Below are 18751 nucleotides of genomic sequence, written 5' to 3' on the forward strand. Positions count from 1 at the left end.
GTAACCCGGCCCGGCGCGGAGGGGGAAGACCCCTTAGGCGGTGGCGTGCGGCACGGGGCGCAGCGCGGCGAGGACGGCCAGTGCGATGACCGAACCGATGCCACCGAAGACGGCAAGGTCGCTCCAGCCGGGTTTCACCACCATCAGGAAGACGATGGCGAACTGCACGGCATAGTCGATCATCGCCAGCCGCTGGGTGCGGCGCAGGATCGGCAGGGCCGAGACGGCGCCCCAGGCGTCGGCGGTCTTGACCGCTTTCTCGCAGGACGGGCCGAGGACGGTGGCGCCGAAGCCTGCGGTGAAGATCACTCCGGCAAGCCCTAGGACGGTGAAGGGCTGCCAGCCCCAGCCTGCGGCGAAGAGGAGGGTGACACCGGAGGCAAGGGTGAAGACGCTGGCCGGAATGAAGAGGCGCGGTGCAAGCAGGACGGTGGCGCGGACCACGGCGAGCTGGGTGTCGGCGGTGCTGCGACCGGCCAGGATGATGCCGGCGATGATCACGGTAAAGCCGCCGCCGACCCAGAGGATCGCGGCGAAAACATGGGCGAATTTGAGGAGGGTTGCGAAGTCCATGGGGAAAATCCATTTGTATGCATGCTAACAGTGTGAGGCGTATAGTCGCAGCGTGAAGCGCGGGCGAGTAGGGTATGGCTTACCCCTGCGTCACCGCCCGCCGCCCGGGCGAATTGTGGCGGAATTTTCGGCAAATCCTGAAAACAGCTTCGCCTTTTCGCGAGGAATTTGTTCTTGCCTTGAATCGGCAGGCCCGGCTTGATGGAATGATAACCAGAAGAAGGGTCGCGTGGACCGCTTTACGCCGCATCGGGCGGCCACGCAGATTGCCCTAAACGGGGAGACCGCGGCGGACAGACGAATGAGCGTAGCGTTTCTGTTGAACGGAACGCCGGTTCGCGTAGAGGGGGAAGCCCCGACGCGGACGCTGCTGGATTGGCTGCGCGACACGCGGGGCCTTCGCGGCACGAAAGAGGGATGCAACGAGGGCGACTGCGGGGCCTGCACCGTGATGGTGACGGATGCCGAGGGGTCGCGCGCGCTGAACGCCTGCATCCTGTTCCTGCCCCAGCTGCACGGCAAGGCGGTGCGGACGGTCGAGGGAATCTCCGGGCCGAAGGGCGAGATGCATCCGGTGCAGGCGGCGATGGTGTCGCATCATGGCAGCCAGTGCGGGTTCTGCACTCCCGGGTTTGTCGTCAGCATGGCGGTGGCGCATCTGAACGGCGATACCGGCCACGACGACGCGCTGGCGGGGAACCTGTGCCGCTGCACGGGGTATGCTCCGATCGTGCGGGCGGCGGAGGCGGCAGCGGGCGAGGCGGTGCCGGAGTGGATGGTGGCGGACCGGGCGGCGGTTGCCGGCTTCGCGGCGGGAGAGGCTGGGGTGTTCCGGCCTGCGGATTCCGATGCGCTGGCGGAGTGGTATCTGGCGCACCCGGATGCAGTGCTGGTGGCCGGGGCGACGGATGTGGGGCTTTGGGTGACGAAGCAGCTGCGCGAGCTGAAGCCGGTGGCGTTCCTGGGGGGCGTCGAGGACCTGAAGGGGATCGAGGTGCGGGGCGGGCAGCTGCATGTCGGGGCCTGCGTGACGATCTCCGCGCTGCGCGAGGCGGTGGCGGAGCGGTTGCCTTCGTTCGGCGAGATGCTGCGGCGCTATGCGTCGGTGCAGGTGCGGAATGCGGCAACGATCGGGGGGAATATCGCGAATGGCTCGCCGATTGGAGACGGGCCGCCGGCGCTGATCGCTTTGGGCGCGACGTTGCACCTGCGGCGGGGGGACGAGATGCGGTCGCTGCCGCTGGAGGCGTTCTTCCTGGACTATCGCAAGCAGGACCGTCGCCCTGGTGAGTTCGTGGCGGGGGTGTCCTTCCCGGAGCGGGCTCCGGCGTTCAGGTGCTACAAGATTTCCAAGCGGTTCGATCAGGACATTTCGGCGGTCTGCGGGTGTTTCAATGTGACGATCGAGGCGGGCGTGGTGACGTCCGCGCGGATCGCCTTTGGCGGCATGGCGGGGGTGCCGAAGCGGGCCTCGGCAGCCGAGGCGGCTTTGGTCGGGAAGGTGTGGACTGAAGCCACGGTCGAGGCGGCGGCGGAGGCGATGGCGGGGGATTTCGCGCCGATGACCGACATGCGGGCGAGTGCCGGGTATCGGATGCTGACGGCGCAGAATCTGCTCAGGCGGTATTTCCATGACCTGAACGGGGTGGGTGTCTCGGTGCTGGAGGTGTCGGCATGAGCATGGGGAAAGCCCTGCCGCACGATGCGGCGCCGCTGCATGTGACGGGACAGGCGCGGTATATCGACGATCTGTCGATGGCGAATGCGCTGCATCTGGCCTTCGGGCTGTCGACCGTGGCGCATGGCGAGATCACGGGGATCGACCTGTCGGCGGTGCGTTCGGCCCCCGGCGTGGTGGCGGTGCTGTCGGCGGAGGATCTGCCGGACATGCCGGATTGCTCGCCTTCGATGCATGACGAGCCTTTGCTGGCGGTGGGGACGGTGCATTACGTCGGGCAGCCGGTGTTTCTGGTGGTGGCCGAGAGCCATCTGGCGGCGCGGAAGGCGGCGCGGCTGGGGAAGGTTTCGTATCGGGAATTGCCCGCGCTGCTGACGGTGGACGCGGCATTGGCGGCGGACAGCCGGTTCGAGGGCGGGCCGGTGATCTGGCAGAAGGGTGACGCAAGCGCGGCGATTGCCGGGGCGCCCCGGCTGGTGGAAGGGTCGTTCGAGGTCGGTGGGCAGGAGCATTTCTATCTGGAAGGCCAGGTCGCCGCGGCAGTGCCGCAGGAGGGGGGCGACATGGTGGTCCATTCCTCGACCCAGCACCCGACGGAAGTACAGCACAAGGTGGCCCATGCGCTGCACCTGCCGATGAGTTCAGTCCGGGTGGAAGTGCGGCGGATGGGTGGGGGGTTCGGCGGCAAGGAATCGCAGGGGAACGCCTTGGCCATTGCCTGTGCGGTGGCGGCGCGGCTGACCGGGCGGCCCTGCCGGATGCGCTATGACCGGGATGACGACATGGTCATCACGGGGAAGCGGCATGACCTGCGGATTTTGTACCGCGCGGGGGTGGATGATGAGGGGCGGATTCTGGGGCTGGAGTTCACCCATCTGTTCCGCTGCGGCTGGTCGCAGGACCTGTCGCTGCCGGTGGCGGACCGGGCGATGCTCCATGCGGACAACTGCTATCATCTGGCCCATGTCCGCATCGAGAGCCACCGGCTGAAGACCAACACCTGCAGCGCCACAGCCTATCGCGGCTTCGGGGGTCCTCAGGGGATGGTGGGGGTCGAGCGGGTGCTGGACCATGTGGCATTCGCCGTGGGGCGGGAGCCGCTGGAGGTGCGCAAACTGAACTTCTATCGCGAGATGGATGCCCCCGGGGGCCAGCCCCCGGACCCCCGGGATATTTCTGGACAGAAAATGTCGAAGGGCGCGAAGGAGGGAGAGGTGGACCTTTCTTCTCGGGGCGCGGCATTGCCGGTGGGGTCGCACGATTTGCCGACGGATGGCGCGGTGCAGACGACTCCCTATCACATGCCGGTGGAGGATTTCATCGGGCACGAGCTGGTGGCGGAGCTGGAGCGGACGAGCGACTATCGGGCGCGGAAGGCGAAGATTGCCCGCTGGAACGCGGGGTCGCCGGTGTTGAAGCGGGGGATCGCGCTGACGCCGGTGAAGTTCGGGATCAGCTTCACGCTGACCTGGCTGAACCAGGCGGGGGCGCTGGTGCATGTCTATCAGGACGGCTCCATCGCGCTGAACCACGGCGGGACCGAGATGGGACAGGGGCTGTTCCAGAAGGTCGCGCAGGTGACGGCTTCGGTCTTCGGGCTGGATGTGGGGATGGTGAAGATCACCGCGACGGATACCGGGAAGGTGCCGAATACCTCGGCGACGGCGGCGTCCTCGGGGTCGGACCTGAACGGGATGGCGGCGAAGGCGGCGGCGGAGACCATCCGCGGGCGGCTGGCGGAGTTTCTGGCCGAGAAGCATCAGGTGAAGCCCGAGGCGGTGAGGTTCGTCGACGGGGAGGTGAAGGTCGCTGGCGAAAGCTATGACTGGGAGCGCGTGGTGGCCTGGGCCTATCAGGCGCGGGTCAGCCTGTCCTCGACCGGCTACTACGCCACGCCGAAGATCGTCTGGGACCGGGTCAAGGGCACCGGGCGGCCGTTCTTCTATTTCGCCTATGGCGCGGCGGTGACCGAGGTGGTGATCGACCGGCTGACCGGCGAGAACCGCATCCTGCGGGCGGATCTGCTGCATGACACGGGGACCTCGCTGAACCCGGCTTTGGACGTGGGTCAGGTGGAAGGGGCCTATGTGCAGGGCGCCGGGTGGCTGACGACCGAGGAGCTGGTCTGGGACGGGAAGGGGAGGCTGGCGACCCATGCGCCGTCGACCTACAAGATCCCGGCCTGTTCGGACCGGCCCCGGGATTTCCGGGTGGCGCTGTGGGGGAGGCCGAACCGCGAGGAGTCGGTCGGCAAGTCGAAGGCGGTGGGGGAGCCGCCGTTCATGCTGGGGATTTCGGCCTTGTATGCGCTGTCGGATGCGGTGGCGGCGTGCGGGGATGGCTCGGTCTATCCGGCGCTGGATGCCCCGGCGACGGCGGAGCGGGTGCTGATGGCGGTGCGGAGGGTCGAAGGTGTTTGACCTGGCTGCCTTGTCCTCAGCGCTGGCTGTGTATGGCCGGGTGGCTCGCGTGGTGATTGCCGCGCATGACGGGTCAAGTCCGCGTGAAGTGGGCGCGTCGATGCTGGTCTGGGAGACCGGCCAGTCGGGAACGATTGGCGGCGGGGCGCTGGAGTTCGAGGCGGTGACGAAGGCACGGGCGTGGCTGGCGGCGTGGCCCCTTGGTCAGGCGGTTGCGCCCCGCGTCGAGCGGGTCGCGCTTGGCCCGAGCCTTGGCCAATGCTGTGGCGGGGCGGTGACGTTGTGGACCGAGGTGTTCGAGGCGCTGCCGGAACCGGTGGCAGGTGTCGTGGCGCGGGGACCGGGAACGATGCCCTTGGCGGTGAAGCGGGTGCTGGTCGCCGCGCGGGGGCAAGGGCTGCGGCCTGCCTCCGGGCTGGTGGCGGGCTGGCTGGTCGAGCCGGTGGCGGAGGCGCAGCGGCAGGTCTGGATCTGGGGCGCGGGGCATGTCGGCCGGGCGCTGGTGGCGGTGCTGGCACCCTTGCCGGGGATCGCGATCACCTGGGTCGATACCGGGCCGGAGCGGTTTCCCGAGGGGGTGCCGGAGGGGGTCACGCCGGTCTGGGCGGAGCGGCCCGAGGCGCTGGCGGGCCATGTGCCGGTGGCGGCGGAGCATCTGATCGTCACCTATTCGCATGCTCTGGACCTGGAATTGTGCCACCGGCTTCTGGGCCGGGGGTTCGGCTGGCTGGGCCTGATCGGAAGCGCAACGAAATGGGCGCGGTTCCGGTCGCGTCTCAGGGCCCTGGGCCATTCCGGTGCGGAGATCGACCGCATTACCTGTCCCATCGGGGACGTGAGCCTGGGCAAGCATCCGCAGGCCATCGCCATCGGTGTGGGATTGCAACTCTTGAAGAACAAACACAAATCCGAGACGGAGATCGCGGATGACAGGGACGGAAAGACAAGGCGCGGACGCTCGGCCTGAGTTGCTGGCGGTCAAGGGCATCACCAAGGCCTATCCGGGAGTGATCGCGAACAGCGATGTCTCATTCGCCATCGGCGAGGGCGAGATCCATGCGCTCTTGGGCGAGAACGGGGCGGGCAAGTCGACCATGGTCAAGATGATCTATGGTCTGATCCGGCCGGATTCCGGGCAGATGACCTTGCGCGGGGCGGCCTATCAGCCGGGCAAGCCGGCGGAGGCGCGGCGGTTGGGCGTGGCGATGGTGTTCCAGCATTTCTCGCTCTTCGAGGCGCTGAACGTGGCGGAGAACGTGGCGCTGGGGATGGAAAGCCCGCCGCCGATGCGGGAACTGGCGGCACGGATCAGGGCGGTGTCCGAGGAATACGGCTTGCCGCTGGACCCCTCGCGGATGGTCGGCGACCTGAGCGCGGGGGAGCGGCAGCGGGTGGAGATCATCCGGTGTCTGCTGCAGGACCCGAAGCTGCTGATCATGGACGAGCCGACCTCGGTGCTGACGCCGCAGGAGGTGGAGATCCTGTTCAAGACGCTGCGGCAACTGTCGAGCGAGGGGACGGCGATCCTCTATATCTCGCACAAGCTGGAGGAGATCAGGAGCCTCTGCGACGAGGCGACGATCCTGCGGCGGGGGAAGGTGGTGGCCACCTGCACGCCGCGCGAACGGACGGCGCGGGAGATGGCAGAGCTGATGGTCGGCAGCGCGCTGAAGACGCCGGAGCGGCGGGTGGCGGAGAAGGGAGAGGTGGCGCTGGGGGTTTCGGACCTGTCGGCAGCTTCGCCCATTCCCTTCGGGACCTCGCTGAAGGGGATCAGCTTTACCGTGGCCAAGGGTGAGGTGCTGGGGATCGCCGGGGTCGCGGGCAACGGGCAGGACGAGTTGCTGCTGGCCCTGTCGGGGGAGTTGAAGGCGGCGCCGGACAAGGTGCGGATCGCAGGCCATGCGGTCGGCGACCTGGGGCCGGTGGACCGGCGGAAAGTGGGCTTGGTGGCCGCGCCGGAGGATCGCTACGGCCATGCGGCGGCGCCGGATATGTCGCTGGTGGAGAACGCTTTCCTGACGGCGGGGGTACGCAAGGGGCTGGTGAAGAACGGCTTTGTCGACTGGGCGGGGACGCGCAGGTTCGCCGAGGAGATCATCGCGGGGTATGACGTGCGGACCCCCGGTCCGGATGTGGCGGCGCGGGCGCTGTCGGGGGGGAATTTGCAGAAGTTCCTGATGGGGCGCGAGCTGATGCAGGGGGCGTCGGTCATCGTGATCAACCAGCCGACCTGGGGGGTGGACGCGGCGGCGGCGGCGCAGATCCGGCAGTCGATCCTGGACCGGGCGGGCGAAGGTGCGGCGGTGGTGGTGATCAGCCAGGACCTGGATGAGTTGCTGGAGGTGTCGGACAGCTTTGCCGTCTTGAACGAGGGGCGGCTGACGAAGCCGCGTCCGACCGAGGGGCTGACGATGGACGAGATCGGGCTGATGATGGGCGGGGCGCATGGCATGGAGGTCGCGCATCATGTGGCTTGAGGTGTCTGGCCGGGTGCCCCCCTCCCCCAGCCCCTCCCCACGGAGGGGGAGGGGAGGCGCGGGTTGCAAGGGTAGTCTGCAGTCCTGCGTCGAAACGCGAGGGGTGATGTCGGATGGGGGGCCAGCCCCCCAGACCCCCCGGAATATTTGTAGACAGAAAATGGAGGGCTTGTCGTGCTGAGGCTTGAAAAGCGCCCGACGCCGAGCCGGTTCTGGCTGTATGCAACGCCCCCGGTGGCGGTGATCCTGACGATGATCGCGGGAGGCATCCTGTTTGCCGCGATGGGGAAGAACCCGTTCGAGGTGATCCGCACGATCTTCTGGGACCCGGTCTTCGGCGAGTTCGCCTTCTACCTGCGCGGGCAGCTTCTGGTGAAGGCGGGGCCGCTGATCCTGATTGCCATCGGCCTTGCGCTGGGGTTCCGGGCGGGAATCTGGAACATCGGGGCCGAAGGACAGTACATCATGGGGGCGATCTTCGGCGCCTCGGTGGGACTGGCTGTGTTTCCGACGGAAAGCCGCTGGATCTTTCCGCTGATGGTGGTTGCCGGGGCTTTCGGCGGCTGGCTCTGGGCGATGATCCCGGCGATCCTGAAGACGCGGTTCAACACCAATGAAATCCTTGTCAGCCTGATGCTGGTCTATGTGGCCGAGACGATCCTGGCCAAGGCATCGACCGGGTTCCTGAAGAATCCCGAGGGGATGGGCTTTCCGGGCAGCCGGAACTTCTCCAGCTATCCGGCGGCGCAGAATGCCTTCCTGTACGAACCGCTGGGCCTGCATTGGGGCGGCGTGGCTGCGCTGGTGACGGGAGTGCTGGCCTATATCCTGCTGACCCGGCATCAGGCGGGGTTCCAGATCCGGCTGGCCGGCCAGGCGCCACGGGCGGCGCGGTTCCACGGGGTTTCGCCGACGCGGCTGGTCGTGCTGTGCATGGGCATCTCGGGCGCGCTGGCGGGGCTGGCGGGGATGTTCGAGGTGACGGGCCCGGCGGGGCAGATCAGCATCGACTTCAACACCGGCTACGGGTTCACCGCGATCATCGTGGCCTTCCTGGGGCGGCTGAACCCGCTGGGGATCGTGCTGGCGGGGTTCCTGATGGCCTTGACCTATGTGGGGGGCGAGATGGCCTCGACCAACCTGGGTCTTCCGGATGCGGCGATCCAGGTGTTCCAGGGGATGCTCCTGTTCTTCCTTCTCGCGGTGGATGTGTTGACGAACTATCGGTTCCGGCTGGCTGTGGGGGCGCATTGAGATGGACTTTGGCGGTATCAATCCGGTCATCCTGATCGCAACGCTAATGGCCTCGGCGGTGCCGATCCTGCTGGCGGCGCTGGGCGAGACGGTGGTGGAACGCTCGGGCGTCCTCAACCTCGGCGTCGAGGGGATGATGATCATCGGCGCGCTTGGCGGCTTCGTGGTGGCGGTGCAGACCGGCAGCCCGGTGCTGGGGTTCATCGGCGGGGCTGCCGCGGGGGCGGCCTTGAGCCTGATCTTCGCGCTTCTGACGCAGGTCTTCCTGGCAAACCAGGTGGCGACGGGGCTGGCACTGACGCTGTTCGGGCTGGGGGTCTCCTCTCTGGGCGGGCAGGGCTATAACGGGATCAAGCCGCCGCGGACGGGGCAACTGCTGCCCGACGCGCTGGCGGACCTGCCGGTCATCGGGCCGATCCTCTTCGGGCACGACTGGGTGGTCTATTTCAGCATCCTGATGACGGCGGTCTTGTGGTGGGTGCTGAAGGCGACCCGGATCGGCCTGATCATCCGCGCGGTCGGCGAAAGCCACGAGGCGGCACATGCGCTTGGCTACAAGGTCAACCGTATCCGCCTGATGTGCATCGCCTTCGGCGGGGCGATGGCGGGAATGGGCGGGGCCTATGTCAGCCTTGCGCGCGTGCCGCAATGGGTGGACGGGATCACCGCGGGGGCGGGCTGGATCGCGCTGGCCATCGTGGTCTTCGCCAGCTGGAAGCCCTGGCGGGTGCTGATCGGCGCCTACCTTTTCGGCGGGATCACCGTGTTGCAGCTGAACCTGCAGGTCGCGGGCAGCGGCATTCCGGTGGAGTACTTGTCCATGGCCCCCTATCTGATAACCATTCTTGTGCTGGTCATCATGTCGGCGGGACGCAAGGGCAAGGCCAACGGGGCTCCGGCCTCGCTCGGCCAGAATTTCCACGCCTCGCGCTGAGGCACATAACTGCGGGGTCGGCAAAGGCCCCGCCACCAACGGGAGTAACGAGATGAAACGTAGAAATCTGCTGGCAAGCGCGGCGATGGGGCTGATGCTGGCATCGGGCGCCTTCGCGCAGGGCATGGACAAGGTGAAGGCCTGCTTCGTCTATGTCGGCCCGATCGGCGACGGCGGCTGGACCTTCCAGCACCATCAGGGCGCGATGGCCGTGCAGGAGGAATTCGGCGACAAGGTCGAGATCCAGTATCAGGAGAGCGTGCCGGAAGGCGCGGACGCCGAGCGCGTGCTGACCCAGATGGCCTTGGGTGGCTGCAACATCATCTTTACCACCTCCTTCGGCTACATGGACGCGACCAACGCGGTCGCCGCCAAGTTCCCGGACGTGAAGTTCGAGCATGCGACCGGCTTCAAGCGCGACAGCGCCAACGTCTCGACCTATAACGCCCGCTTCTATGAAGGCCGGGCGGTCGAGGGGGTTATCGCGGGCCGGATGACCAAGTCGAACAAGATCGGCTACATCGGGTCCTTCCCGATTCCGGAAGTGGTGATGGGGATCAACAGCTATTACCTCGCCGCCAAGAAGGTGAACCCGGATGTGCAGCTGTCGGTGGTCTGGGCCTTCACCTGGTTCGATCCGGCGAAAGAGGCCGACGCCGCCAAGGCGCTGATCGACCAGGGCGTCGACGTGATCGCGTCGCACACCGATTCCACCGCCGTGCTGGCCGAGGCGGCCAAGACCGACGGCAAGGTGATCGGCTTCGGCCAGGCGAGCGACATGGCGGAATACAAGGACGGGCCGCGCGTGACCTCGATCATCGACAACTGGGGTCCGTATTACGTGAAGCGCGTGGGCGCGCTGCTGGACGGCTCCTATGCCCAGCAGGACGCCTGGGAGGGCATCGCGGGGGGCGAAGTGCTGATCGGCGAGATCACCGACAAGGTTCCGGCCGAGGTGAAGGCCGAGGCCGAGAAGCTGCGCGACGACATCGCGGCGGGCACGGTGCATCCGTTCACCGGCCCGATCAAGAAGCAGGACGGGTCGGACTGGCTGGCTGAGGGCGCGACAGCCCCGGACGGCGACCTCCTGGGGATGAACTTCTACGTCGAGGGCATAACCGGCGACATTCCCCAGTGACCGACGGGGGTTTCGGCCTCCGGCGTCTTTGAGTATTTGAACCAGGAGGAAGGGGCATGGGATTCCGTGCCCCTTTCCGTATCGGGAGGGACGGTATGGACGCGGATTTTCTGATCATCGGCGGGGGGATCGCCGGGGTCTCGGCGGCGGCGCGGATGTCGGAGCTGGGCTCGGTCATCCTGCTGGAGGCTGAGGATGCGCTGGCGCATCATGCCTCGGGCCGGTCGGCGGCGCTGTTCGAGCCGCGCTATGGGGCGCCGGCGGTGGTGGGGCTGTCGATGGCGTCGGAGGCCTATTTCCGCAGCGTTCCGGGGGTGCTTTCCCCGCGCGGGCTTCTGCTGGTGGGCAAGGTCGAAGGCGCGGAGGCATTCGAGCATGACCTGAAGGCGATGGCCTTCGACCGGATCAGCGTGGACGAGGCGCGGGGGATCGTGCCGATCCTGAACCCGGAAACGGTGGCGATGGCGGGCTATGCCTCGCACGCCGAGGATGTGGATACCGACCTTCTGGTACAGGGCTTCGCGCGTGAGGCGAGGGGCCGCGGGGCGAAGATCGTGACGAAGGCGAAGGTCACGGGCGTTGCCAAGGACGGCGCGGGCTGGCGGGTGGAAAGCTCGGCGGGCAGCTTCACCGCGCGGATGCTGGTGAATGCGGCGGGGGCCTGGGTGGACCAGGTGGCCCTTCTGGCGGGGGTCAGGCCGCTGGGGTTCACCCCCTATCGCCGGTCGATGGCACGGATTCCGGCGCCGGGCGGGCATGACGTGAGCCGCTGGCCGATGCTGTTCGGGCCGGGGGAGGACTGGTACGCCAAGCCCGACGCGGGGGCGCTGATCGTCAGCCCCGCCGAGGAGGACCTGATGGAGCCGCATGACGCCTGGGCCGACGACATGGTGCTGGCCGAGGGTCTGGCGCGGTATGAGGAAATGGTGACCGAGCCGGTGACGCGGCTGATTTCCAACTGGGCGGGCTTGCGCACCTTTGCGCCGGACCGGGTGCTGGTGATCGGGCCGGACGCGCGGGAGCCTTCGTTCTTCTGGCTGGCGGGTCAGGGCGGCTATGGCTTCCAGACCAGTGCCGCCGCAAGCCGACTGGCGGCGGATCTGATCGGGGGCCGGGCACCGGAACTGGAGGCGGGGCTGGTGACGCAGCTGGCGCCCGGCCGCTTCGGGTGAACGGGGCGGTTCAGCCGGCAGGGCCGAGAAGCGCCGCCTTTTCGCGAACATAGTCCAGCCAGAGCCGCGGATCGTGTTCCTGTCTGGCCAACGCCACGCCGGTTCTGGCCTGCTGACGCTGCACGTCATCGCCAAGAACGCGATCGAGCGCGACCTCGATGGCCTCGGCTGAACCGGGCGGGACCAGCGCGGCCACGCGTCCCGCGCCGGTGTAATCCCTGATGCCGACGCTGTCGGTGACGATGATCGGGATGCCGAGCAGCCTGGCGGCGACAAGCGTGATATGGCCACAGGCCGCGCGGGCATCGCGCAGCGGCAGCACCATCGCCTCGGCTCCGGCCAGGAGCGCCCAGGTCTTCGAGGCGGCCAGGTTGGTGAAGATGCTGACATTCGGCGGCATGTCGACGCCCGCAAGGCTGTAGTCCCGGGCGACCACTGCGGCGGGAAGCGTCGGCCGCGCCCGCATGGCCGTGGCGAAGGTCGCGTAGTCGCGCGCCTCGCCGCCTACGGCGCAGACATAGGGGCCCTTCCCCGCCATCGGATTTTCGGGTCCGGGAACGGGCGTCTCCATCGTCCAGGGCAGATACGCCAGCCGGGCGGGGTCGATGCCGAAGGCTTCGGCATAAAGCTCGCGTTCATAGGTGGAGAAGACGGCGAACTCGGCTATGCCCCGAAATGCCCTGGCAAAGAACTTTCGGCGCGTGTCGTCGCGCAGGGTGGTGAAATTGAAGGCGAAGGCGACCAGCGGCACGCGGGGCGCCATGACCCGCCGGGTCAGATTCGTGATTGCCGCCGACATCGGCAGATGCGTGAACAGGACCGCATCGGACCTGTGGCGCGCGGCGCGGCAGGCGCGCGCGGCGGCTTGCACGCGTGCCGCAACCGGATGCCGAACCAGGGCGGCAAGACCGGACGGTTGCTGCGAGGAGAACGACCGGAAGGTCAGGGCGGGATCGGAGTTCAGATCAGCGAGGAAATTCCAGTCCGGTCCCATCAGGTCGGAGGTGCTGATCACATGCATCGGGGCCTCTTCGCAGCGATGGGTCGCGCGGACGATAGCGCAGCCCCCGCCGGACGGAAAGGCGTCGGCAAATCCTTGAGCATTGCCGCTTGCCGTTCCCAGATCCGGCGTGACAGTCGCCGCAAACCGGATCAGCATGGCCACATGATCCGAACGACCCTTCCTGCCCTGCTTCTGTTCCTGGCCGCCTGCGGCCCCGCCCGTCACGACAGCGCCGCGCCACCGTCCGAAGTGACCGTGATCACCTCGAACTTCCAGGATGCCGATCCGACCGACTGGCCGGGACGGTCGCCCGACCGCTATCCGGTGCATGGCATCGACCTGTCGCGGTTCCAGACCAGCGTGGACTGGGGCCAGGCGCGGGCGAACGGGGTCAATTTCGCCTTCATCAAGGCGACCGAGGGCGGCGACCGGGTGGACCCGATGTTCGAGACGCACTGGCGCGGCGCGGGTCAAGCCGGGGTCATGCGCGGGGCCTACCATTTCTTCTACCACTGCCGCCCGGCAGCGGAGCAGGCGCGCTGGTTCATCAAGCATGTGCCGAAAACGCCGGGCGCCCTGCCCCCGGTCCTCGACATGGAATGGACGCCGACCAGCCCGACCTGCACCCTCCGCCGTGATGGCGCGACGATCCGCGAGGAGGCGCGCATCTTCCTAGACATCCTGGAGCGCCATTACGGCCAGCGCCCGATGATCTATACCACCGTCGATTTCTTCCAGGACACCGAGTTGTGGCGGATGCAGGGCGTGGAGTTCTGGCTGCGGTCCGTCGCCGATCATCCGCATGGGGTCTATGACGGCATCTCCTGGAGCTTCTGGCAATATACCTCGACCGGGCTGGTGCCGGGGATCGCGGGGCGGGTCGATATCAACGTCTTCGCCGGGTCGAAACAGGCCTGGGCCGGCTGGCTGGGCAGCCGGATGCAGTAAGGCGATCACGCAGGCGATTAATTCCCGCTTAAATTGTGTGGCGGAAACGGACACGGATTGTCGCCAAATGAGCGCAAACCGAACGCGGCATTTGTCCTACCATGCCTTAGTCCTGCCGCGCTTGAGCAGGACAAGAGGGTATGACCGAGAGGACGGCCCCAATGAAAAAGACGATCATGCTGCTGAAGAAGATTGGCCTTGGCCGCGTCAAGCGGACCGAGGTCGACGAACCCTTTGAAAAGCGCCTTAAGAAGGTCAACCGAACCCTGGTGGTGAACCATCGCGGGCTGGGCGGCCCGGTGTTCAGAAGCCGACAGTCAGAGACGGAAGCCTGAGACCGGCCATCAGGTCGCGCAGTTCCTGCCGGGCCGCGATGTTCGACAGGTTCAGCTGATCGACACCGGTGTCCTTGAGGTCCAGAAGCGTCAGCCCGCGCGGGAAGAGTTCGCGGAAGATCACCCGCTCGGAGAAGCCGTTCAGCACGCGAAAGCCGATGCGCCGGGACAGTTCCTCCAGCGCGGCGCCGACCTTCTTCTTGTTGTGCATCTGCTGGGCGCCAAGGCGGTTCCTGACCACGATCCAGTCGATCGGTTGCAGCCCCGCCTGCGCCCGCATCTGCCGCGCGCCCCAGACCATTTCGGAATAGATCGACGGCCCCTTGATCCTGCCGGTCAGCCCGTCCATCCGCGCCAGCAGGTCGAAATCGACGAAACTGTCGTTGAGCGGAGTGATCAGCGTGTCGGCCAGCGTATGCGCGACTTGGGACAGGCGCGTGTGGCTGCCGGGGCAGTCGATGACGATATAATCCATCTCCCGGTCCATCGCCTCGATGGCGCGGGTCAGGCGCTGGTCCTGGGCGTTCTCGCCTTCGGCCAGGCTGGCGGCGTCGACCTCGGGCAGGAGGCGATAGTCCGGCGTGGGCAGGGTCAGGCCCGACTGGTCGAGAAAGGCGCGGCGGTTCTCGATGTACCGGCCGAAGGAGCGCTGGCGGAGGTCAAGGTCCAGTGCGCCGACCCTTTGCCCCAGCCGGGCGAGCGCGGTCGCGACATGCATGCAGGTGGTGGACTTGCCCGAGCCGCCCTTCTCGTTCCCGACGACGATGATCCGCGCCATGCTGTTCCCTGAATTGTCCCGGCGCTTTCTTATGCGGTGCGCTGGCGGGGGGGAAGCGGGATTTCGCCGAAGCGGCGGGAGCGGAAAAGCAAAGGGGCGCACCTTTCGGCGCGCCCCAGAACCTTGGCGTCGGCGCGGATCAGAACCCGAGGCCGGCGTATTTGTTCTTGAACTTCGACACGCGGCCGCCGGTGTCCAGGAGCTTGGCCTGCTGGCCGGTCCAAGCCGGGTGCGCCAGCGGGTCGATGTCGAGCGACATGGTGTCGCCGTCCTTGCCCCAGGTCGAGCGCGTGGTGTAGGTCGAGCCGTCGGTCATCTTGACGGTGATCGTGTGGTAGTCGGGGTGAATTTCGGCTTTCATCGTCCCGCTCCTTATTCGGCTTTGGCTTTGTAGGTGGAATCTTCCGCGATCCGGGCGGATTTGCCACGGCGCGAGCGGAGGTAGTAAAGCTTGGCGCGACGGACCTTGCCGCGACGGACGACCTCGATCGAGTCGATGTTGGTCGAGTAGAGCGGGAACACACGTTCCACGCCTTCGCCGAAAGAAATCTTGCGGACGGTGAACGAGGCGCCGATGGTCAGCCCGCCGTTGCGGCCGATACAGACGCCTTCGTAGGCCTGCACGCGGCTGCGCGAGCCTTCGGTCACCTTGTAGCCGACGCGAACGGTGTCGCCGGCCTTGAAGTCCGGGATGGTCTTGCCGAGGGCGGCGATCTGCTCCGCCTCGATCTGCGCGATGAGATTCATCTCGCGGGTTCCTTTTCTGCCTGCGGTATTTTCCGCAGAGGTGATGCCGCGCCAGAGCTTCCGGTCTTCGTCCGGGTCCCCCTTGCTTGCGCAAGAAGCCCGCCGCAGGTGGCGCCTGCTTTGATATGGCCGTCCCGTCGCGATGACCCTGCGGAAGAAGGCAGGCAGGCAAAGGGAATCGGGTCCGACGGGCTGAACGCCCCGGACCGGGCGCGTATAGGAGGAAGGGGGGGTCCGGTCAAGAGGTGGGCCGCATCATGGTGCGCCTGAAGACCACCCTACTTTCGCTTCGCCCAAAGGTCCGGGCGGCGGGCGCGGGTCAGCGTCTCGGACTGTTCGCGGCGCCATTTCGCGATCTCGCCGTGATTGCCGGATTGCAGGATCGCGGGGATGTCCTGGCCCTCCCAAGTGGCGGGGCGAGTGTATTGCGGATGCTCCAGAAGGCCGTCGGAGAAGCTTTCCTCCTCGGTCGAGGCGGCATTGCCGAGGACGCCGGGGAGGAGGCGGACGGTGGCGTCCAGCATCGCTTGCGCCGCGATCTCGCCGCCGGTGAGGACGAAATCGCCGAGCGAGACTTCCTCGACCTGGTGGTGGTCGAGGACACGCTGGTCCACGCCTTCAAAGCGACCGCAGAGGAGGGTGATGCCCTCTGCGGCGGCGAAGCGGCGGGCGGTGTCTTGGCTGAAGGGATTTCCCCGCGGGGACAGGTAGACCACGGGCCAGCGGGCACGGTCGACCGGGGTGCCCTGGCGCGCGTGGCGGAAGGCGGCGTCGACCACGTCGGGGCGCAGGACCATGCCCGCGCCACCCCCCGCCGGAGTGTCGTCAACGTTGCGGTGCTTGCCCTGACCGAAGTCGCGCAGATCGATGGTTTCCAGTTGCCAGAGCCCGAAATCCAGCGCCTTGCCGGTGAGCGACAGGCCCAATGTGCCGGGGAAGGCTTCCGGGAAGAGGGTGATGATCTTCGCGGTGAAGGCGCCCTTGACCAGCCGCGGCTCCTCGATCAGGTCGCGGGGTTTCAGGCTGGCGCGCATCGAGAGGCGGCCGTGGCTTTTCGGTTTGTCGTCAGGGTCGGACATGGGCCGGGATTAGCGCAGAAGCGGGGCTGCGGAAAGCCCCGGGTCTCAGGCGGTGCGTCGGGTGATGACTGCCACGGGCGCGGGGCCTTGCGCCGCCACCGCCCGGTCCTCCGCACCGCCCAGGGCCGCCTCGACCGACCGGGCCAGCGCCCGCAGGCCGTCGCTGAGGTCGGCCTGAAGATGGGCGGGCAGGTCCGAATCGGGTGCAGGCTCTGCCTCGGCAATCTCGATCAGCCGGTCGGGCGGCGGAAAGTCCTCGGCCCGGTTCGGGAAGGCCGCGATCAGCGCGATGGCGCGCGGGACGTAGAGCCGCAGCAGGTCGAGATTCCCGCCCGCGATGTTGAAGGCGCTTGCCATGCTGCCGGGAACGTGGCCGGGGGCGACGATCTCGGGCTCGGTCGCCCAGAGCACCAGCGCACGGCGCAGTGCGGCATGGCTGCGGTCGGGACGCGCCAGCGCAGCGGTAACCGCGTTCAGCCGCAGCTCGGCGGCGGGCACGTCCAGCGCGGCGGCGACCGCTTGCGCCACCTGGGCGTCCGGCGCGCTGTCGGGCAGGTTCAGCAGCGGAATGATCGCCGTCGCCGCCTGCCCGGCGGCATTGTCGGCATGGGCGAAGGCCGCCTCCTCATCCAGGAAATAGCCTTGGGCAGCGGCCTCGTTCGCGTCCCAGAGCATCCGGCAGAGCGGGATCGACAGGAAGGACACGGCCAGCGGCAGGATGGGGCTGACATCCAGCGCGCCGATGTTCGCCAGCCCGCCGAATCCACGCCCGACACCGAAAAGGACGCCGATCAGGAGGACCTGCGACAGGATCTGGGCCAGCGCGGCGAGCCAGGCCTGCCCGGTCAGCCATTCGCCGGGGGTGGTCGGCCATTGCTCGGGGCGCAGCACCATGAGCCAGACCACGAAGATGGCGGCAAACGGGGCGACCATGTCCCAGCCGAAACCGCAGAGACCGGCGATCAGCGGGCCGATGTACAGGAGCGCGGTCGCCCCCTTCACAAGGCGCATGCGGGTCAGCATGGTCCCCCCTTTCTGTCCCTGCGCGCCTCGGATCTGCCCGAAACGCGACTATTCGCCGGACTCGTCCGGCAGGTTCACGACAATCCGGCCCGCCGTCACATCGACATTGGGCACGATTGCCGTGGTAAAGGGCAAAAGCAGGGCCGATTTATGACGAGTGGGCGATATTTCGACGATATCCCCCGCGCCATGATTGTAGATGGCAGTGACCTTGCCGATCAGTTCCCCCCCGGTGTCATAGGCGGAAAGGCCGATCAGATCGGCATGGTAGAACTCGTCATCGGGGAGCGAGGGCAGCCGGTCGCGCGGGACATAGAGGCTGGTGCCACGCAGGGCATCGGCCTGTTCCTTGGTCTTCACGCCCTCGATCCGCGCGCCGAGGCCCCCGGCGACGGGGCGGGTCAGGGTGATGTGGAAGCTGCGGCTGCCGTCTTCGGTCGAGAGCGGGCCGTAGGTGCCGATGTCGGTCGGTTCCGAGCAGAAGCTCTTCAGCCGCACCTCGCCGCCGACGCCGAAGGCCCCGGCGATGGCGCCGATGCAGATCAGGTCGGACATCAGCGGGTCTCCAGATGCAGGGCGGGGGCGCGGCTCTCCCATCCGGCGCGTTCCAGTTCGGGCACGGTATCCTCCTTCTCCGGCCAGCCGATGCAGAGATAGCCGATGAAACGCCAGCTGTCGGGAACGTCAAGGTCGCGATGAAGGCGGTCCTGGTCAAGGATCGAGACCCAGCCGAGGCCGAGACCTTCGGCGCGGAGGGCAAGCCAGAGGTGGGTGATCGCGCCGACCACGGACCAGGCGCGGGTCTCGGGCATGGTCGCGGCGCCGAGGCCGTGGCCCTTCGGCGTGCTGTCGTCGCAGAAGGCGGCAAGGTGGACGGGCGCTTCGGCCATGCCCGAGAGTTTCAGGCGGCTGTAGGTCGCGGCGCGGTCGCCGTCGAAGCCGTTCAGGGCCCGGGCGTTGCAGTCGCTGAAATTGGCAAGGCAGGCGGCCCGGGCGGAGGCGGAGTCGATCCGGAGAAGGCGCCAGGGTTCGGAAAGGCCCACCGAGGGGGCGAGCGTGAAGGCGTGCAGGGCGCGCGCGAGGCTGTCCTCGGGCACGGGGTCGGTGCGGAAGCGGCGCACGTCGCGCCGCCACCGCATGAGCGCGGCCAGCTCCTCCCGGAAGGCAGGGCTGAACTGGCCGGTCACAG

General features: G+C 67.5%; 19 protein-coding genes. 10 read left to right on the forward strand and 9 right to left on the reverse strand.

The features are described 5' to 3' along the window. Nucleotides 1-33: 33 nt before the first annotated feature. A complete protein-coding gene (locus JNJ68_RS07560; protein WP_294980952.1) occupies nucleotides 34-573 on the reverse strand; it encodes a DUF2269 family protein in 540 nt (179 codons plus the stop codon). A gap of 301 nt (nucleotides 574-874) precedes the next feature. Between JNJ68_RS07560 and xdhA the strand changes: the two genes are divergently transcribed. The 8 genes from xdhA (at nucleotide 875) to JNJ68_RS07600 (ending at nucleotide 11649) form a co-directional block, all read left to right on the forward strand. Beyond that, entirely contained in the window at nucleotides 875-2251 is a 1377-nt protein-coding gene (gene xdhA / locus JNJ68_RS07565; RefSeq protein WP_294980953.1) for a xanthine dehydrogenase small subunit, read from the forward strand. Beyond that, on the forward strand, nucleotides 2248-4671 hold the full coding sequence (gene xdhB / locus JNJ68_RS07570) for a xanthine dehydrogenase molybdopterin binding subunit (RefSeq protein ID WP_294980955.1): 2424 nt from the start codon (nucleotides 2248-2250) through the stop codon (nucleotides 4669-4671). The genes xdhA and xdhB overlap by 4 nt, the downstream gene beginning before the upstream one ends. Next, nucleotides 4664-5638, forward strand: a complete 975-nt coding sequence (gene xdhC / locus JNJ68_RS07575; RefSeq protein ID WP_294980956.1) for a xanthine dehydrogenase accessory protein XdhC — start codon at nucleotides 4664-4666, stop codon at nucleotides 5636-5638. The genes xdhB and xdhC overlap by 8 nt, the downstream gene beginning before the upstream one ends. Then, nucleotides 5598-7151 (forward strand): ABC transporter ATP-binding protein, encoded by a 1554-nt coding sequence (locus JNJ68_RS07580; RefSeq protein WP_294980958.1) that lies wholly within the window; start codon nucleotides 5598-5600, stop codon nucleotides 7149-7151. The genes xdhC and JNJ68_RS07580 overlap by 41 nt, the downstream gene beginning before the upstream one ends. A gap of 174 nt (nucleotides 7152-7325) precedes the next feature. After that, complete coding sequence (locus JNJ68_RS07585; RefSeq protein WP_294980960.1) at nucleotides 7326-8405, forward strand: ABC transporter permease; 1080 nt, start codon at nucleotides 7326-7328, stop codon at nucleotides 8403-8405. Between the two features lies 1 nt (nucleotide 8406). Beyond that, nucleotides 8407-9339 carry an ABC transporter permease gene (locus JNJ68_RS07590; protein WP_294980962.1) on the forward strand — a complete coding sequence of 311 codons (933 nt, stop codon included), beginning with the start codon at nucleotides 8407-8409 and terminating at the stop codon, nucleotides 9337-9339. A gap of 52 nt (nucleotides 9340-9391) precedes the next feature. After that, nucleotides 9392-10477, forward strand: a complete 1086-nt coding sequence (locus tag JNJ68_RS07595) for a BMP family ABC transporter substrate-binding protein (RefSeq protein ID WP_294980965.1) — start codon at nucleotides 9392-9394, stop codon at nucleotides 10475-10477. 95 nt (nucleotides 10478-10572) lie between these two features. Continuing rightward, nucleotides 10573-11649, forward strand: a complete 1077-nt coding sequence (locus JNJ68_RS07600) for an FAD-binding oxidoreductase (RefSeq protein ID WP_294980968.1) — start codon at nucleotides 10573-10575, stop codon at nucleotides 11647-11649. 10 nt (nucleotides 11650-11659) lie between these two features. Here JNJ68_RS07600 and JNJ68_RS07605 read toward each other — a convergent pair whose 3' ends face one another. Next, nucleotides 11660-12670, reverse strand: a complete 1011-nt coding sequence (locus tag JNJ68_RS07605) for a glycosyltransferase (protein WP_294980970.1) — start codon at nucleotides 12668-12670, stop codon at nucleotides 11660-11662. A gap of 144 nt (nucleotides 12671-12814) precedes the next feature. On the opposite strand from JNJ68_RS07605, the gene JNJ68_RS07610 reads away from it, so the two are divergent. Next, nucleotides 12815-13600, forward strand: coding sequence for a GH25 family lysozyme (locus tag JNJ68_RS07610; protein WP_294980973.1), 786 nt, complete (start codon nucleotides 12815-12817; stop codon nucleotides 13598-13600). Between the two features lie 161 nt (nucleotides 13601-13761). After that, on the forward strand, nucleotides 13762-13935 hold the full coding sequence (locus JNJ68_RS07615) for a hypothetical protein (RefSeq protein ID WP_294980976.1): 174 nt from the start codon (nucleotides 13762-13764) through the stop codon (nucleotides 13933-13935). Here JNJ68_RS07615 and JNJ68_RS07620 read toward each other — a convergent pair. The 7 genes from JNJ68_RS07620 to bluB all read right to left on the reverse strand — a co-directional run bounded on the left by JNJ68_RS07620 (nucleotide 13904) and on the right by bluB (nucleotide 18749). Next, entirely contained in the window at nucleotides 13904-14713 is an 810-nt protein-coding gene (locus JNJ68_RS07620) for a division plane positioning ATPase MipZ (RefSeq protein WP_294980978.1), read from the reverse strand. The genes JNJ68_RS07615 and JNJ68_RS07620 overlap by 32 nt on opposite strands. A 139-nt stretch (nucleotides 14714-14852) precedes the next feature. Further along, entirely contained in the window at nucleotides 14853-15074 is a 222-nt protein-coding gene (gene rpmE / locus JNJ68_RS07625) for a 50S ribosomal protein L31 (RefSeq protein ID WP_294980981.1), read from the reverse strand. 11 nt (nucleotides 15075-15085) lie between these two features. Beyond that, nucleotides 15086-15460 carry a 50S ribosomal protein L19 gene (rplS, locus tag JNJ68_RS07630; protein WP_294980983.1) on the reverse strand — a complete coding sequence of 125 codons (375 nt, stop codon included), beginning with the start codon at nucleotides 15458-15460 and terminating at the stop codon, nucleotides 15086-15088. A 278-nt stretch (nucleotides 15461-15738) separates the two neighbouring features. Then, nucleotides 15739-16539 carry a tRNA (guanosine(37)-N1)-methyltransferase TrmD gene (trmD, locus tag JNJ68_RS07635; RefSeq protein WP_294980985.1) on the reverse strand — a complete coding sequence of 267 codons (801 nt, stop codon included), beginning with the start codon at nucleotides 16537-16539 and terminating at the stop codon, nucleotides 15739-15741. 45 nt (nucleotides 16540-16584) lie between these two features. After that, complete coding sequence (locus JNJ68_RS07640; RefSeq protein WP_294980987.1) at nucleotides 16585-17562, reverse strand: hypothetical protein; 978 nt, start codon at nucleotides 17560-17562, stop codon at nucleotides 16585-16587. Between the two features lie 48 nt (nucleotides 17563-17610). Continuing rightward, nucleotides 17611-18117 carry a ribosome maturation factor RimM gene (gene rimM, locus JNJ68_RS07645; RefSeq protein ID WP_294980989.1) on the reverse strand — a complete coding sequence of 169 codons (507 nt, stop codon included), beginning with the start codon at nucleotides 18115-18117 and terminating at the stop codon, nucleotides 17611-17613. Further along, the gene (gene bluB, locus JNJ68_RS07650) at nucleotides 18117-18749 is read right to left on the reverse strand and encodes a 5,6-dimethylbenzimidazole synthase (protein WP_294980993.1); all 633 of its coding nucleotides are present in this window, start codon (nucleotides 18747-18749) and stop codon (nucleotides 18117-18119) included. The genes rimM and bluB overlap by 1 nt, the downstream gene beginning before the upstream one ends. Between the last annotated feature and the right edge of the window lie 2 nt (nucleotides 18750-18751).

Source organism: Tabrizicola sp., from assembly GCF_016793705.1.
Classification (GTDB): domain Bacteria; phylum Pseudomonadota; class Alphaproteobacteria; order Rhodobacterales; family Rhodobacteraceae; genus Tabrizicola.